The sequence below is a fragment of the Bacillus sp. EB106-08-02-XG196 genome (assembly GCF_013396335.1).
GTDB lineage: Bacteria > Bacillota > Bacilli > Bacillales > Cytobacillaceae > Neobacillus.
This window is the reverse complement of record NZ_JABWSY010000020.1, coordinates 91,881-106,963: the sequence shown is the minus strand read 5'-3', so window position 1 is coordinate 106,963 and position 15,083 is coordinate 91,881. Positions and strand designations below refer to the sequence as shown.

At 37.0% G+C, this 15,083-nt stretch carries 17 protein-coding genes; 13 read left to right on the top strand and 4 right to left on the bottom strand.

Going from position 1 to position 15,083, the window contains the following annotated elements; all coding sequences use genetic code 11:
• Nucleotides 1-111 precede the first annotated feature (111 nt).
• Nucleotides 112-918, bottom strand: coding sequence for an aspartate dehydrogenase (gene nadX / locus MLOOGBEN_RS25340; RefSeq protein ID WP_179161055.1), 807 nt, complete (start codon nucleotides 916-918; stop codon nucleotides 112-114).
• Nucleotides 919-1,588: 670 nt separating this feature from the next.
• Here nadX and MLOOGBEN_RS25335 point away from each other — a divergent pair.
• Together MLOOGBEN_RS25335 and MLOOGBEN_RS25330 are read left to right on the top strand one after the other, a co-directional pair.
• Nucleotides 1,589-3,037 carry a hypothetical protein gene (locus tag MLOOGBEN_RS25335; protein WP_179161054.1) on the top strand — a complete coding sequence of 483 codons (1,449 nt, stop codon included), beginning with the start codon at nucleotides 1,589-1,591 and terminating at the stop codon, nucleotides 3,035-3,037.
• A 107-nt stretch (nucleotides 3,038-3,144) separates the two neighbouring features.
• Nucleotides 3,145-3,831, top strand: coding sequence for an NAD(P)-binding domain-containing protein (locus tag MLOOGBEN_RS25330; protein ID WP_256989273.1), 687 nt, complete (start codon nucleotides 3,145-3,147; stop codon nucleotides 3,829-3,831).
• Between the two features lie 56 nt (nucleotides 3,832-3,887).
• Here MLOOGBEN_RS25330 and MLOOGBEN_RS25325 read toward each other — a convergent pair whose 3' ends face one another.
• Both MLOOGBEN_RS25325 and MLOOGBEN_RS25320 read right to left on the bottom strand, forming a co-directional pair.
• Nucleotides 3,888-5,270, bottom strand: a complete 1,383-nt coding sequence (locus MLOOGBEN_RS25325) for a hypothetical protein (RefSeq protein WP_179161053.1) — start codon at nucleotides 5,268-5,270, stop codon at nucleotides 3,888-3,890.
• Between the two features lie 423 nt (nucleotides 5,271-5,693).
• The gene (locus MLOOGBEN_RS25320; RefSeq protein ID WP_179161052.1) at nucleotides 5,694-6,026 is read right to left on the bottom strand and encodes a hypothetical protein; all 333 of its coding nucleotides are present in this window, start codon (nucleotides 6,024-6,026) and stop codon (nucleotides 5,694-5,696) included.
• Between the two features lie 261 nt (nucleotides 6,027-6,287).
• Between MLOOGBEN_RS25320 and MLOOGBEN_RS25315 the strand changes: the two genes are divergently transcribed.
• The 10 genes from MLOOGBEN_RS25315 (at nucleotide 6,288) to MLOOGBEN_RS25270 (ending at nucleotide 13,874) form a co-directional block, all read left to right on the top strand.
• Nucleotides 6,288-6,617, top strand: coding sequence for a 2Fe-2S iron-sulfur cluster-binding protein (locus MLOOGBEN_RS25315; protein WP_095251663.1), 330 nt, complete (start codon nucleotides 6,288-6,290; stop codon nucleotides 6,615-6,617).
• Between the two features lie 95 nt (nucleotides 6,618-6,712).
• Nucleotides 6,713-7,459 carry a creatininase family protein gene (locus tag MLOOGBEN_RS25310; RefSeq protein ID WP_306430770.1) on the top strand — a complete coding sequence of 249 codons (747 nt, stop codon included), beginning with the start codon at nucleotides 6,713-6,715 and terminating at the stop codon, nucleotides 7,457-7,459.
• A 231-nt stretch (nucleotides 7,460-7,690) separates the two neighbouring features.
• The gene (locus tag MLOOGBEN_RS25305) at nucleotides 7,691-8,422 is read left to right on the top strand and encodes an iron-containing redox enzyme family protein (protein WP_179161050.1); all 732 of its coding nucleotides are present in this window, start codon (nucleotides 7,691-7,693) and stop codon (nucleotides 8,420-8,422) included.
• Between the two features lie 336 nt (nucleotides 8,423-8,758).
• On the top strand, nucleotides 8,759-10,222 hold the full coding sequence (locus tag MLOOGBEN_RS25300; protein ID WP_179161049.1) for an aldehyde dehydrogenase family protein: 1,464 nt from the start codon (nucleotides 8,759-8,761) through the stop codon (nucleotides 10,220-10,222).
• Nucleotides 10,223-10,249: 27 nt separating this feature from the next.
• Nucleotides 10,250-10,729, top strand: a complete 480-nt coding sequence (locus MLOOGBEN_RS25295) for a GlcG/HbpS family heme-binding protein (protein WP_179161048.1) — start codon at nucleotides 10,250-10,252, stop codon at nucleotides 10,727-10,729.
• A 90-nt stretch (nucleotides 10,730-10,819) separates the two neighbouring features.
• Nucleotides 10,820-11,428 carry a chromate transporter gene (locus MLOOGBEN_RS25290; protein ID WP_483296402.1) on the top strand — a complete coding sequence of 203 codons (609 nt, stop codon included), beginning with the start codon at nucleotides 10,820-10,822 and terminating at the stop codon, nucleotides 11,426-11,428.
• The gene (locus tag MLOOGBEN_RS25285) at nucleotides 11,425-11,955 is read left to right on the top strand and encodes a chromate transporter (protein WP_179161046.1); all 531 of its coding nucleotides are present in this window, start codon (nucleotides 11,425-11,427) and stop codon (nucleotides 11,953-11,955) included. Before MLOOGBEN_RS25290 ends, MLOOGBEN_RS25285 begins: the two co-directional genes overlap by 4 nt.
• A 38-nt stretch (nucleotides 11,956-11,993) precedes the next feature.
• A complete protein-coding gene (locus tag MLOOGBEN_RS25280) occupies nucleotides 11,994-12,683 on the top strand; it encodes a GntR family transcriptional regulator (RefSeq protein WP_179161045.1) in 690 nt (229 codons plus the stop codon).
• 166 nt (nucleotides 12,684-12,849) lie between these two features.
• Nucleotides 12,850-13,200: a 2Fe-2S iron-sulfur cluster-binding protein gene (locus MLOOGBEN_RS25275; RefSeq protein ID WP_179161044.1), complete on the top strand. Its 351-nt coding sequence runs from the start codon at nucleotides 12,850-12,852 to the stop codon at nucleotides 13,198-13,200.
• Nucleotides 13,201-13,586: 386 nt separating this feature from the next.
• The gene (locus MLOOGBEN_RS25270) at nucleotides 13,587-13,874 is read left to right on the top strand and encodes a putative quinol monooxygenase (RefSeq protein ID WP_179161043.1); all 288 of its coding nucleotides are present in this window, start codon (nucleotides 13,587-13,589) and stop codon (nucleotides 13,872-13,874) included.
• A gap of 64 nt (nucleotides 13,875-13,938) precedes the next feature.
• Here the strand turns inward: MLOOGBEN_RS25270 and MLOOGBEN_RS25265 are convergent, their stop codons facing one another.
• A complete protein-coding gene (locus MLOOGBEN_RS25265) occupies nucleotides 13,939-14,649 on the bottom strand; it encodes a sulfite exporter TauE/SafE family protein (protein ID WP_368737825.1) in 711 nt (236 codons plus the stop codon).
• A 205-nt stretch (nucleotides 14,650-14,854) separates the two neighbouring features.
• Between MLOOGBEN_RS25265 and MLOOGBEN_RS25260 the strand changes: the two genes are divergently transcribed.
• Nucleotides 14,855-15,067, top strand: coding sequence for a hypothetical protein (locus MLOOGBEN_RS25260; protein WP_179161042.1), 213 nt, complete (start codon nucleotides 14,855-14,857; stop codon nucleotides 15,065-15,067).
• Nucleotides 15,068-15,083 lie beyond the last annotated feature (16 nt).

Below are 15,083 nucleotides of genomic sequence, written 5' to 3'. Positions count from 1 at the left end.
AATTTTTTGAAAAATCGTAGGTTAGACTCTGATAAAATAAAAAATTGCCGAGAAAGATACCCTTTCTCGACAATCTGGAAAGAGCTAATTCTAGCTCTTTCTTTTATTTGTTTAAACTCCGATAACAATGGAAGAGGTTAAGTTTTTTAACACCTTTGCAACACTCATCGCTACAATGGGGCTGGATTTAGGATTTTGTTGGTAGGGTTGATTTTGAACAGATATCTCGATTTTTCCAAAAAAACCTCTAGCCTTAATGGTATGCATATTACGCTGAATGGTAGGATCGACATAAACTTGAACATTCGTTTTTTCGAATCCTATTCCTGCTAGACTTAATGTTGCAGAAACGTTGACATTTTCAGGGAATAATTTTGAAGCATTTCTCGCATTCCCTTCAAAGATACAATATGGCTCAGAAATCGTTTCTAGGTTAACCTTTTCTTCCGCAATCGTTCCGTACCAACTTTTTACAGGCTTCCTCGTAATAAGGGTAATCTCTTCAATTTCACCTAATACCCCTGCAGCAATTCTATCTAAGCCACCAATAGCGGCTGACGGAATTAGAATTTGTTTGTTATTTTCCTGTGCTGTTTTATGTAGGGTTTCCAGAAACTCACTGTCGGCTAGCGCTCCCACGGAAATGACCACTAAATGACTCCCGCTTTTCAAAGCTTTTTCTCCATATAATTGTAAAGCTTGATGGCCTGCAGCTTCGATTACAATATCTAGATCTTGCTTGAAAAAAAACTCTTCATCGTTCGTGATTGAAAAAGGGGGATGCGAAAGCTCCACCATTCGATTTGGGTTCCTGACAAGAACGCTTTGCAGCTCAATGTCTCCTGCTTGTTGTGATTGAATTAAATCGGCAATACCCTTTCCTATTGTTCCATAACCAATGATCCCAGCTTTTAGCATTATACAACCACCTCATATTATTTTTGATAGATTAATAACGTTAACTTTGTAAAACTCTGTTAGATTCCCTCACAACTTCCTAGCATGGACCATTAATCCATGCTATTGTAAATCTAATAAAAAGTTGGTTGCGAGTAAAATTGCAGGATAGAAAGGAAAAAATGGGAAATATTGTATTTATCATTCGGTATACGATATACCGATTTTTCACTCTATTTTACCGAAAGCTATGAGTATTAGCAATAGAGTAATTTTAAAATACAAAAATATCAAAATATTTAAAATTATTTGCACGATTAAAGTAATGATGTTATTATGTTTAATAAGGTGTAAATAGTGAAAACTCGGAGGTGGTTACGAGTCAAATAGAATATGAAAGCGTTATCTTTGGTTGTTTGGAAATCATTCGTTTGCAACGTGATTTAGTAGGAATCATAATTTTTTAAAAAAGAGAGAAATTTTTTATATTACCATGGTATACAATCTACAATGCACAATGTACAAGATTGGTAAACTGGCAAGAAAAGATGTACCTATTTTTATATGAGGGAATACATAAATTTGATAGACTGCATAATCATTACCTCATCAAAATTTGCAAACTTAATATTGCTTGCCACCCATAAATGGAACCTGGGTCAAAAAAATGCGGAGAGTCGGAGGGGAATATATGGAATTAACATTAGCTCATTGGATTTACGCTCTTGTAACTGTTTCTGTCATTACTACGATGCTATTTAGAAAAGGTGTTGTATTACCAGTCATTATAGGTACATTTTTAGTAGCGGTAGTATATAAAGGGAACTTGATTTCAGGATTTCAAGCAGTCTTTAATGCAAACCTCGTTGCTGCTAAGGAGTTATTCAGCATTTTCTTAATTATTTCCCTGATGATTGCACTACTTAATTCTTTAAGAGATTTAGGTGCTGACAAAAAACTAATTATCCCTATTCAAAAAATAATGGTTAACGGCCATGTCTCTTATTTTGTATTAATGGTTGTGACCTATGTTATTTCATTATTTTTCTGGCCAACACCAGCGGTCCCTCTCATTTGTGCGTTATTAGTACCGGCTGCAGTCCGTGCGGGATTGCCAGTCATGACAGCGGCTATGGTAGTTGTTATTGCTGGTCAAGGGATGGCACTATCATCTGACTATATCATGCAAGTTGCTCCTATGCTTAGTGCAAAGGCTGCAGGAATAGATAAAACTTTAGTTACAGATAGAGGATTAATTCTTTCTCTGATAACTGGTATTAGTGCATTGGGTGTGGTTTATTTTGCACATCGAAAATCAATCGTAAAAAGTTCCACTTTAGATCCGGATATGAATTTTTCAACTGATAATGCATTTTTTAATGTTGCGGATGAACTTGCTGCTACGACTGAAGAAAGTGTTGAGATGGTAAATAGGAAAAATAAATGGAGTAAGAGATTTGCCATCTTAGTGCCATTATCCATGTTGGCTGTCATGATTTATATGTTCCAATCCAAATTCTCTGGTGGTGCTGGTTTTGAAGGAACCGATGGAGCAGCTTTTGTTGGTGGTGTGGCTGCCGTTCTACTAATCCTAGCAACCATTGCTTTTAACCGCATTCATGCGCTTGATAAAATTAGTGACCATATTACAGAAGGCTTTGTATTTGCATTCAGAGCGATGGCTCCAGTTATTCCAATTGCAGGTTTCTTCTTCATGGGTAGTGGAGATTTTACACCAAGTATTCTTTCGCTTGACGCAGAAGCTGCGAAGCCAGCATTTCTATTTGATATGATTCAGGCTGGACAGACTTTCATTCCTCAAAACTCCTTTATTGCTGGATTTGGTATTTTGATTGTTGGATTAGTAACTGGCTTAGACGGCTCAGGATTCTCAGGGCTTCCATTGACAGGTGCTCTGTCTGGAGCTTTAGCGAACGGAAGTAGTATTGATCCTTCGACTATGGCAGCAATAGGTCAAATGGGCGCAATTTGGGGTGGAGGAACGATTGTTGCTTGGTCTTCACTTGTTGCTGTGGCAGGCTTCTTGCAAATATCACCAATTGAGCTCGCCAGAAAGAACTTCATCCCTGTCATGACTGGGCTTTTCATTGCAACATTAATAGCTGTATTAATTTGGTAAAAAAGATCAAACGTAGTTGAAAAATGGGGGCTATCGGCGAAGTCGTTTTCGGACCAAGCTAATAGTCCTGTTTTTTATTTTTGCAATGATTAGGAGAGGTGAAGATCTTGAAGAAAGTAAAAGTGTGTTTAGTGGGTATTGGTAAATTGGGGAAAGCCCTGATGGAACACTGGAATAAAACGAACATATCAATAGGAGTTTATCATCCTTCATTAACGAAAACGGAAGATTTTGTTCAGCACTATCAAAATAGCTATCTATTAACCCCAAGTAAATTTAACGAAATCGATATATTTATATTAGCACTACCAGCAAAAGAGATCATCCCATTCATTTCAAATGAAATAATAAAAATGCAACCAGTTTCTTCTATTAATATTGTTAATATGGCTACGGCGATACATACAAATGAGATTAAAAATAATTTCCCATCCTTAAATGTTTTTGGTGTCAAATATATGGGGCAATGGAGAGATTTACTGGAGAATGGCAATGGTTTATTTATTACTGAGACAGCATTACCGAAACAAATAGAGGAATTATTTCTACCATTAGGTCAAGTGAAAATAGACCGAGAGGACCATTTGATTAAAGTAAATAAGTTGGCAACGTACCATGCCTTGAAAACAGCTGTCGCGATTGAGAATGAAATGTCAAAAAATCAATATTCAACTGAATATACTAAAAGGGCTTTAACATCCATTGCGCCTGAAGTAATCCGTGCCTATAGTAACGGAACTCTTGGTCACTTTGCAAAAGAAATTCTAAAAGAAATTAAGTCAGAAAAAGAATAAATGAAAAAACCAGGTGCTATATTGACAGCTCCTGGTTTTTCATTTTTTTTCCCTAGTCAGCCTGTAAATACTTGCAAGAGAACCAAGTAAAGCATAACGACGATGATATAAAATGAGGTAAAGGCAATATTCCAATTTGATACTTTATAAGAAGTATCTTTTACTAGATTCGACATTAGGCCTAATGTGGCATTATAAGGACCTACTAAGAAGGACGCGACTGCACCAGCCAACATGGCCACTGTTAGAATGTGTGGATTAAGACCAAGGGCAGATATGTCCAAGCCTCCTGTCATCAGTGCCAATGAAACAGCTGGATGAAGTCCCAAAAAGGCAAAAGCTAAAGGTACCAAAGGAAGTAGAATCATAAAGATTTCCACACCAGCCACGTTAATAAACGTCAAAATCCAATCATTCAACCATTCATTGGTATGGGAGACCGTGATGGTCGAGATAAAAAAACCAGCCGATAGAAAAATGAAAAATTGATCCTTCATACTGATTGAGAAGGAATGGAAATGCTTCATTAATTGACTTCCAAATTCTGCTCCTTTTTTTAGGAAAAGAGACCAAACCAATGCAAATGGAATGACAAGGAAAGAGACAAGAATTAAAAAGGAATAATGAAACAGCGATTCAGCTATAGATATGGCAATAACAAAAATAAGAATAGCCAAGAAAATTTGCAGTATCCTGCCTGGAGAATTGATTTGACCCTGTTCAATAGTTGCGGCTGTTTCGTGAGCAGATACGTCTTGAACAGAAGTATGCATTTTTTTAGATCTGCGTGCTCCTATAAACCAATCCATTCCCAAGCCTAAAATGCTAAGTGGAATCACATAGGGTAAAATGGATATCCAGCGTACGTCGGTTACAGAAATAACAATACCTACGATAGGGGTAACTGGTGCCCACAATAGGGGCATGGCAAAACCTCTAGTAATAGCTCTACTCATGAACCGTTCTTTATTCTCAACTGAGAACATGTTCAATGATGGACGTATCGAATAATAGGTCATCGGCAGAGTAGCGAGATTCATAAAAATACTAAAAAAATAGGAAATACCAGAGGTAATAATATACAACTGACCAGAATTGTTTACCTTTTTTTGAATAATGGTTTGAATGCCGCCGCTATATCCACCTAATTTAATGGGGATTCCTAATATCGGGACTAAGGTAAATAAAGTAATCAAGTCAAGCATAGGTCCAAAAGATAATATGTATTGATGCCATTGTGCTCCGCTAGTCCATAGCAGAGTGAGACCCAAGAGTAGAAATGCGCCCCCTAAGATTTGAACGGATCGTTTAGCAAGAAAAAAGGTGAAACAGACAATAATTAAACAAAGAATGGATAGCAGGACACTAAAGTCTAGTTGAGGCAGCAAAGTAGACAGTAAAAACATAAAAATAACGAATAAAAATAAGAATCTTAACATAGCAACACCCTGCTTTTTAGTATTTGGTTCATATCCTAAACCAGTAATCTATATTCGTATGGTATACCAAACCGATGATTTGTTCACCATTTATACACATTATACATTATTTATTTGGTATTTGGTATACAATTTAGTTGTAATTTCTTCAATACCATAATACAATAAAGGTAAGCAAAACAGGAACATAAATAGGGGGAATAGGGATGTTTAATTTTCTTTTTGGATCAAAAAAGGCTATGGAAAAAGCTGAAAAGAAGTTAGCTCGTTTAAGAAAAACCTTAAATTTTTAAAATCCTTCCGGAAATAACAGAAAAAATCCGTCACATAGTGGCGGTTTTTTGTCGTTCTGTATTACAAAAAAACCGGAGATGAGGTGGGTCAGCTCCGGTTAAAATAATAATAGAAGTTTTTTTTATTTTATTAAGCTACTTCAGTTGCTTTCACTAGCTTGGAATGAATGGAATCTTCACTATTCCCTGATGCTTTGACAATTTCATTCAATTCTTCGCGTGCATCTTCAATCGTTTTAAATCTTTCGAAAAACTTCACAGCAATTTGGTTTACATATTCTTTACCTTCAAATTCTTCAAATAATTGGATCTTAATATTTTCATCGATTACTTTCGCAATCGTATATTTTGCTTTTAATTTATCAAAAAAATAAAAGTTATAGGTCTCTACAACCTCTAGCCCGGCATTATCAAGAATGGTTTGAAAAGTATCTTTATTTGTTAGTACAATATAGTTCCCCATTATAAACACTCCTATAAATTATTTTTATACTTCTTGATCCAACTAGCTTCCTAAAATATATGTAGGTAACGACCACCTCTCATTTTGACATTTTGTATACCAAATACCTTACCAGTAGTTTATCTTAAGTTATCAAAATGTTCAATGGTATATTCTAATTTTTTAAAAAATTATAAAAACTTCTTTTCATCTTGCTTAAAAAGGTTGTATAATTCTTTAAAAGCATCAAATTCTTTGTTCAATACTGAAAGGGGATATTTTATGCCAAAAGTAATTCTTCATGTAGATGGAACTGTAGTCGAACAGCAAGTAAAGGATAACGCAAATCTAGTAGTTTTAGCAGGTATCCGACAATTTCCTCAATTAAAGTATGGCTGTGGAATGGGTAGATGCACCAAGTGCACATGCCGCGTGATCAGTGGTGGAGAATCCATTGCACCACCGAATTGGAAAGAAATAAAAATGTTAGGTGACAAGGTGGAGGAAGGATATCGCTTAACCTGCCAATTAACAATCGAACAAGATATAGAAATTTCGCAAGAAAACATCTCCATTCAACCGCCAAAGAAGCAATCTGCTACCCTAAGATAGTAGATTATTTTTTAAAACAACATTGGTATACAAAATGCCGAGATGAATAAGGATAGAGTGAGGGGATATTATTGGATTGTTATAATCTAACAAATATGACGTGGCAGGAAGTAAAAGAATCATTAAATACCGTTACGTTTGCAATTATTCCAATTGGAGCGCATGAGCAGCATGGACCACATATGGCAGAAAGCTGTGACGCTGTATTGGCTGAAAAGATGGCAGAAAAACTTGGCCAGAAAATGTTTCCGTATGCATGGGTCACTCCTACCGTTAATATGGGAGTCTCACCACACCATATGAACTTTCCTGGAACAATTTCACTTCAGCCTGATACACTGATTTCTATCATTAGGGATATGATTTCATCCCTAAGTCACCATGGAATTAAAAAATTCTTATTGTTAAATTCACATGGCGGCAACCAAACAACCTTGAATGTTGCATCAATGACCTTGACAAAAGAATTGAATGTTGAAATTTACTATGCGAAAACCACAGCCTCGGCTAAAAACACTATCGGTAATTTCATCACATCACCTTTGTTTGGACACAGCTGCGAAAGGGAAGTATCCGAAGCTTTGTATTTAGCTCCAGAGCTTGTACGTCTTAATCAACTTGAAAAAGGCGATATACAAGAACAAGGCAGGTGGAAGCAGCTTCGTCCAGGAAAGGCGATTCAAGGTTTTTATTTTTATGAAGAAATGACCCAAAATGGCTGTATTGGAGATGCCACACAAGCAAGCTTCGAATTGGGTCAACAGATTGTCGAGGAAGCATTGGAGAATCTCTCTAAAGATCTCTACAGTTTATTAAATATAAATAAGGATGTTTATATTTAAAACTAGGCTTTTAAATAATTATTTAATTGATATTTTAAAAAATTCTAAAAATTGTATTTACAAATAAAAAATAATAGGGTAATATTTTCATTAAGGTATACCAAATACAATAATTCGAAATTGATAGAGAGTAAGCACATACATACTCTAATTTTTCTTAAGTATTATGGTATACAAAATATCAAATACAAAAAAACGGCAAAAAATGCCCAGGAAACAGGAGGAGTTAAAATGACAGAATTATTATCAAAAGACGAATTCCGTAAAGAACTAGAAGAAGCAATTAAAGGTAATCATAGCCAGAAGGCTCCATTTACAGTCGCTTGGGCTGAAGGAAAACTAGAAAGAAAGCACTTTGCAAGATGGGCTGAAAATCATTACCACTATGTAGGACCTTTTGCTGATTACCTTGCGTATATCTATCACAATACTCCATCTGATCCAAAATTTGCAGCTGCAAAGGACTTCACATTACAAAACATGTATGAAGAAGAGATTGCGGCAGATCGTCATACAGATTTATTGATTCGTTTTGCAGAGGCGTGCGGTACAACTGCTGAACGAGTAATTAACCCTGATAATATGGCACCGACAACTTTAGGTCTTCAAAGCTGGTGCTTCGCAGTAGCGTCACGTGAACACTTTGTTGTTGCTACAGCTGCCCTTGTTGTTGGTTTAGAATCTCAAGTACCAGATATCTATAGAAAGCAAACACCGGCATTACGCGCTCAATATGGATTTACAGATGAGGAAATTGAATTCTTTGACTTACACATTGTTTCAGATGAAATTCATGGTGAACGTGGATACAAGATTGTTCTTGACCACGCAGATACACCAGAATTACAGCAGCGTTGTCTTGAAATTGTTAGAGTGGGTGCTAAAATGCGCCGTATGTACATGGATGGTTTATGGAGAGAGTATCTTGAGCAGGACTTAGGGTCTTTAGTTCAAACCAACTAAAATACTTAGTTTCATACAAATAGATCGGATTCATTAAGGATTATACTCCTAATAGAATCTATCTTTCCTGGCCGTCATATTAATCTTGAAAAATCGAGGTTCTAAATGACGGCCATTTTCTATTAAAAATGCTGTGTTAAAGGAGAATGTTGATTTTGTAACCTGTTGATTTGTGCGGAAGGCGCGAGACTCCTGCAGGAGGACGGGACAGGGGAGACCCCGCAGGCGCTTTAGCGCCGAGGAGGCTTCCCGAACCGCCTGCGGAAAGCGAAGCGCCTGGAGCACAAATCAACAGCCCCAATTAACACAGCCATTAAAAAAGAAAAAGGTGATACTTTGTTAACAACAAAAGTGAAAACGTTCAATAACTATATTAATGGTGAATGGCAGGAATCAGTCAGCCAAAAACAGTTTGTAAGTGTGAATCCAGCAAATACAGAAGAAATTGTTGGCGCCTTCCAAGCTTCCAATGAACAGGATGTTCTAGCAGCGATAGAAGCAGCCCAAGCTGCTTTTCCAAACTGGGCAAAGACATCACCATCAAAACGTGCAGCTATTTTAAATAAAGCAGCAAGTATTTTGGAGGAAAATGCTGATCAATACGCAGAAGAGTTGACAAGAGAAGAAGGAAAGCATGTTACCGATGCTAAGAATGAAGTCATTCGGTCTGCACAAACTCTCCGCTTTTATGCTGTTGAAGGACAAACGATAACAGGTGAAACGTATCCAAATGATGATCCGGAGATGAAAGTTTCGTCTGAAAGAGAGCCACTTGGGGTGATCAGTGTCATTACGCCATGGAATTTTCCGCTTTCTATTCCTGCAAGAAAGATTGCACCAGCACTAATCACAGGTAATACGGTGGTTTTTAAACCATCTTCAGATACACCACTAATTGCTTTACGTCTTGTTGAAGCACTGCATCAGGCTGGTATACCAAAAGGTGTTATGAACTTTGTAACAGGCAAGGCTTCAGAAGTAGGCGATGCTTTAGTTACTCATCCTGCCATTAAGGCGATTACTTTTACGGGTTCGACAGCTGCAGGGGAAGATATCCACAAAAAATCCTCTTTTACCACTCGGACACAAATGGAGCTCGGCGGAAAAAATCCATTAATCGTCATGGATGATGCAGATATTGAATTAGCCGCTACGTTAACGATTAACGGTGGTTTCTCCTTAACTGGGCAGGCATGTACCGGAACAAGCAGAGTAATCGTTTTGAAAAATGTAAAAGAGCAATTTGTTCAAAAACTAATTGAAAAAACAAGCGCGTTAAAAATTGGAAATGGCTTTGAGGAGGGCGTGAAAATTGGACCTCTGGCAAATGAAAAGCAATTGAAAAATGTCCTTAAGTATATTGAGTATGGGAAAGAAGATGGAGCGTCATTGGTGTTTGGCGGTGACCATCTAACAGAAGGTAATTATCAGCAGGGTTATTATGTTCAGCCTGCTATCTTTAGTAATGTAAAACCTAATCATCGAATTGCAAAGGAAGAGATCTTCGGTCCTGTAGTGGCGGTCATTGAAGTCGATACATATGAAGAGGCCATTCAGGTTGCAAATGATGTAGAGTATGGTTTGTCAGCTGCAATTGTTACTGACAGTCTGAAAATTGCTAATAAATTCACAAAAGACATTCAAGCTGGAACCGTAAAGGTCAATCGAACCACCACTGGTAATTTAATGAATGCACCATTTGGCGGGTTGAAAAAATCAAGTACCTCAACATTCCGTGAATCCGGAAGAGTTGGGTTGGAATTTTTTACGCAATTAAAGACCGTATATATCGGATATTAAATTAGAAAGTTTGAGGAGAATAAATAAATGAAAACAATTTTAAAATTAGAACTAGAAGAAGTGAAATTAATGATTGAAGCTGCAAAGAAGAAATCAGAGGACATCAATGTGCTGGAAACCATCGCCATTGTGGATGATGGAGGGAATTTAATTGCTCTTGAAAGAATGAATGGAGCGAGAATAACTGGCCCTGAAATTGCGATTGCGAAAGCCTACACGGCTTCAGGTCATAAACGTTCTACTCATTTATTTAATAAGGAGCCAAACGGCCCTGCATTACCAGGTAACGAAGCATTTGGGATTCAACAGATGCTGCCAGGAAAATTCGCCATTTTTGTAGGCGGATTCCCAATTGTAGTAAATGGTGAAGTGGTCGGAGGAGTAGGCGTAAGTGGAGGAAACGGTGAGCAGGATATAGCCGTCGGAACCGCAGCGCTCGAAGCTTTACAAAAGCATGTTGAAAGTGAAGGACTTTCAGTATTAACACAAGCAGATATTAAAATATAATAAAATGAGGACCTCAACCATTGTCCAACTTGGAACAATGTGAGGTCCTTAAATTGGATTAACACTTCAAAGGCTAGCTACAAAGGAAGGATGGAGAATCAATTGAGTAAATATTTGGAATTAGCCATTGGATTTGCGCGTACCGGAGTTACTGGCTATGGAGGAGGACCTTCTACCATCCCGTTAATCGAATTTGAGGCAGTGAAAAAATATAAATGGATGTCAGAGGAAGAATTTGGCGAGGTTTTGGCGCTGGCAAATACACTTCCTGGCCCCATCGCTACAAAAATGGCCGCCTATATCGGTTATAAAGTGAAAGGGAACTTAGGGGCTGTAGTAGCTATTCTGACCCACGTTCTTCCTTCCGTCATTGCCATGCTTGGTTTGTTAGGTGTCCTTTATTCATTTAGTAGTTCACCTATAGTAGGTGGCATGGTTCAAGGGGTTACGCCTGTTATTGGGTATATGCTAGCTGAAATGGCTTATCGTTTTTTCCAAAATGGCAAAAAAGGTTTAGGTTTATCGAAGATGTTATTATTCTCAGCCATTTCTTTCATCCTGATCGAATTGGTCGGACTTCATCCAGGAATCCTAATCGCCACTTTTTTAATATCTGCCTTTTTCATTGCTAGCCGTAAAGAAAAGGCTGCAAACAATCCTCCAAAAGAGGTGGTTGAACTAAAGGAGAAAAGCTCATGATATATTTGGAAATATTTTGGTCGTTTCTTATTGCGAATCTTTTGGGATATGGAGGCGGACCGGCTACCATCCCATTAATACAAATCGAAGTAGTCAATGAACAAGACTGGATGACTCTATCCGAGTTCGGCGACCTGTTAGCCATCGCCAATGCCTTACCTGGTCCAATTGCGACGAAGATGGCAGGTTTTATCGGATATGAAGTAGGTGGTATTCTAGGTTCGATTGTTGCACTTGCAGCTACGATTCTTCCATCAGCCATTGCCGTTATTTTGTTATTTAAGTTTGTGAATTTATTTAAGGACTCCCCAAAAGTAAAGCTCATGACAAAGTCTGTACAGCCAATTATCGCAATTTTACTTGCAGTAATGGCTTATCAATTCTTTTTAACAGCCTTTGAAAATAGTGGGGTATTTCACCTAGTACTTCTAGCGGTACTCAGCTTTTTCACCTTGAGCAAACTAAAGGTCCATCCATCTTTTGTCATTATTGGAGCACTCCTTTATGGAGGAATCTTTTTATCTTAATCTAGGAATCATATTTAATTAAGTTGGGAGGTGAAAGGATGGAAGTAAAATGGGAGGAAAAGAATCTATTATCGATTAGAGAACATGCCTATCTATATTTAAAAAAGATGATCCTCGATGGTGAGTTTAAAGCTGGCGACCGTCTAATTGAGAGAGAGCTTGCAGCTAAATTGAAAATAAGCAGGACGCCCATTAGGGAGGCTTTGTTCCGGCTGGAATCACAAGGATTTGTGAAAACCGTTCCGAGGAAAGGCGTCGTCCTTTCCAATATTTCGGTAAATGAGGTTATTGAGGTTTTTACGATTCTTGCTTCATTAGAAGTTCTTGCCGTTAAATTAGCTTCGCAAAGAATGGATCAAGAAACAAAAAATGATTTGGATCAAAAAATAAAAGAATTGATGGAAATTCAAGAGAATGAAGAAGAAAACTTTAACTTTGAACATATTAAAATGAATCATTTAATAAACAAAGCATCGAAGAGTCCAAAATTACTAGAAATTCTTTCCGGTTTAATAGACTATATCCATATGGCAGCGAATATGGGCTATGAGACACCAGGCAGAAGAAAAGTATCTTTAAAGGAACATATTGATATTATGAAAGCATTACGTAATCAAGAGACGGAAATGGCTGAATACTTAATGAGGATTCATATTGAAAATTCTAAAAAAGCATACATCACCTATATGGGAAGTCTACAAGAGAAGCTTCTTAGAAGTAATAGTTGAGGCAGGCAGCTAAATTTCAAGCAGCCTGTTTTATTTTTATCCTATTTTAGAAGGATCTTAAAATAAAAGAAAAATAATTAGAAAATTTTAAATTTACACATTGTCTGAAAATTAAATTTATGGTATATTGTATACCAAGAGGAACATTTTGAGGAGGAATTCATAGATGCCAACCATTCGATTTATTAATAGTAATAAACAGTTAGAGGTTCCAGAGGATTCGAATATTTTAAGAATGTCACTTCGCTATGATGGAGAGCTTCCAAATCGATGTGGAGGAGGAATTTGCGGCACTTGCGTTTTTAAAGCGGAAGAAGGGGCTGAATTCCTTGACAATGTTAAAATACAGGAAAGAAGGAAGCTGGGAGAGGAATGGCTAGAGAAAGGGTATCGCTTAGGCTGCCAGACCTTTGTTACAAATGGAGATATTGAAATCTCTTGGGATGAGGAAATTACTAACCAAGTAAAAATGAGAAAACCTGATAAACTAAAGCAGGAAGTAGCTGCGAATAAATAAAAATGGTATACAATCTACCAAATAAGAAAAATTAATCCTATCATTTGAGGTGAGAACGATGTGGGTTTGTCACACGCATATGAAAGAAGCATTAACGTTATTAGAAATTCCCCATATACGTAAAGCTCCATTTAAAATTAAGTGTTCGCTTTGTGATAACACCGCATCAGCAAAAGTATATTATACGCATCAGACCTACAAAGCAACAAAATATCAATACATGAGCAGTTTCCATAAAAAATTAGGTTAATAGAATCTAAGTAAAGCCTTGGAAATCAAAACAAATCCAATGCTTTACTTTTTTTAATTCAAAGAAGTTGTTAATTGTGAGAAGATTGTTCAAAATAGGATATGTAGGTTTTTTGAGAACGAGAGGGGTTAATGAAATGATAAAAGTTGTTGCAAAAGCCAAATTGAAACCAGGTATAGCTGTGGAAGACTATTTAGTTCAGGCTAGGGAATTAGTAGCAGAAACTAGAAAAGAAGAAGGATGTATCACATACGCTCTTCATCAAGATATCAATGATCCATCTGTTGTCACGATGCTAGAGGAATGGGTGGATGAAGAGGCATTGAACCGACATGGTCAAGCGGAGCATGTAAAAAGAATTGTCCCAGGGCTAAAGGAACTACGAGAAAGTTCCGAAATCAACATTTATAAAGAAGTAGAATAATCAATCTGTGTATACCCCCAAAAAAGTAACCATTCAAGACTGAATGGTTACTTTTTTAATGCTATTAAACTAATATTAGTCTCAATGCTCCGATGAGGGCAAATCCAAGTATAAGAGTTTGAAAGGCTTTCTGCGGGATGAGAGGAACCACTTTAATTCCGATAATAGCCCCTATTATAATAGTAGGAATCAACCAAGCATTAAATGTGATGGAATCAACTGTAATTAAACCTAAACTGATATAAAACGGTATTTTAATCAAATTCACGAACATGAAAAACCATGCCCCTGTTCCAACAAACTCTTTCTTAGGCAAACCTTTCATTAATAAATAAATGGCCATTACGCCGCCTGCAGCATTTCCAATCATGGTTGTAAATCCAGCTAAGATTCCCATAGAAAGGGTAAACCAAATGGACTTAGGAAGGGACTTGGTAAACTTTTCTCCTAATCTCTCACGACTGATATGCAGGATAATCAGTGCTAATACGATGACGCCAATCAGTGGTTTCAATTGATCGCTATTTATTTGATTAAGGACAAAATATCCGATAACGATTCCGATTAATACCCATGGAACCAGTGATATAAGGTATTTCCACACAACACTTCTACGATAAAAAATAACGGCGAAGAGATCACCGACTACCAACATGGGCAATAGGATTCCGATAGACTCTTTTGCTGGAAATACGTACATTAAAATGGTTGCAACCAATATACCCATACTGGATACTCCGGTTTTTGTAAAACCAATAAAAACAGTACTTAAAATAACGATAACCCATTCGATGTAGGATAATTCAAAAATGATGACTCACCTCAATTGATTAAAATTCATTTATTATTTTAAAGCAGAAAAGGATTTTTTTCTATGATTAGTTTTTGGAATAATTGAATTCGTATATAGGCAATGTAGGATCTAGAGTGTAAGGTAGAAGATATAATTGAACATATCCCAGAAAAGGAAGGGGTAGAGAATGATAAGTGTACTAATACAAATTAGCTATATTTCAAGGGATAATAATGTAATGCGGCGTGGTTCTTTCCAATTAAATGGTAATTCGAAGGAAAAAGTTGCTTTTGATTGGTGGAAGAAAATTCAAAGGGAAATGCCTTTTGGAGCAGATCTGCAACAAGTGATCGTTGATGGCGAAGACATTACTGACTGGGTGAAGGAATTAGAAAAATAAATAAGATTAGCCCCTC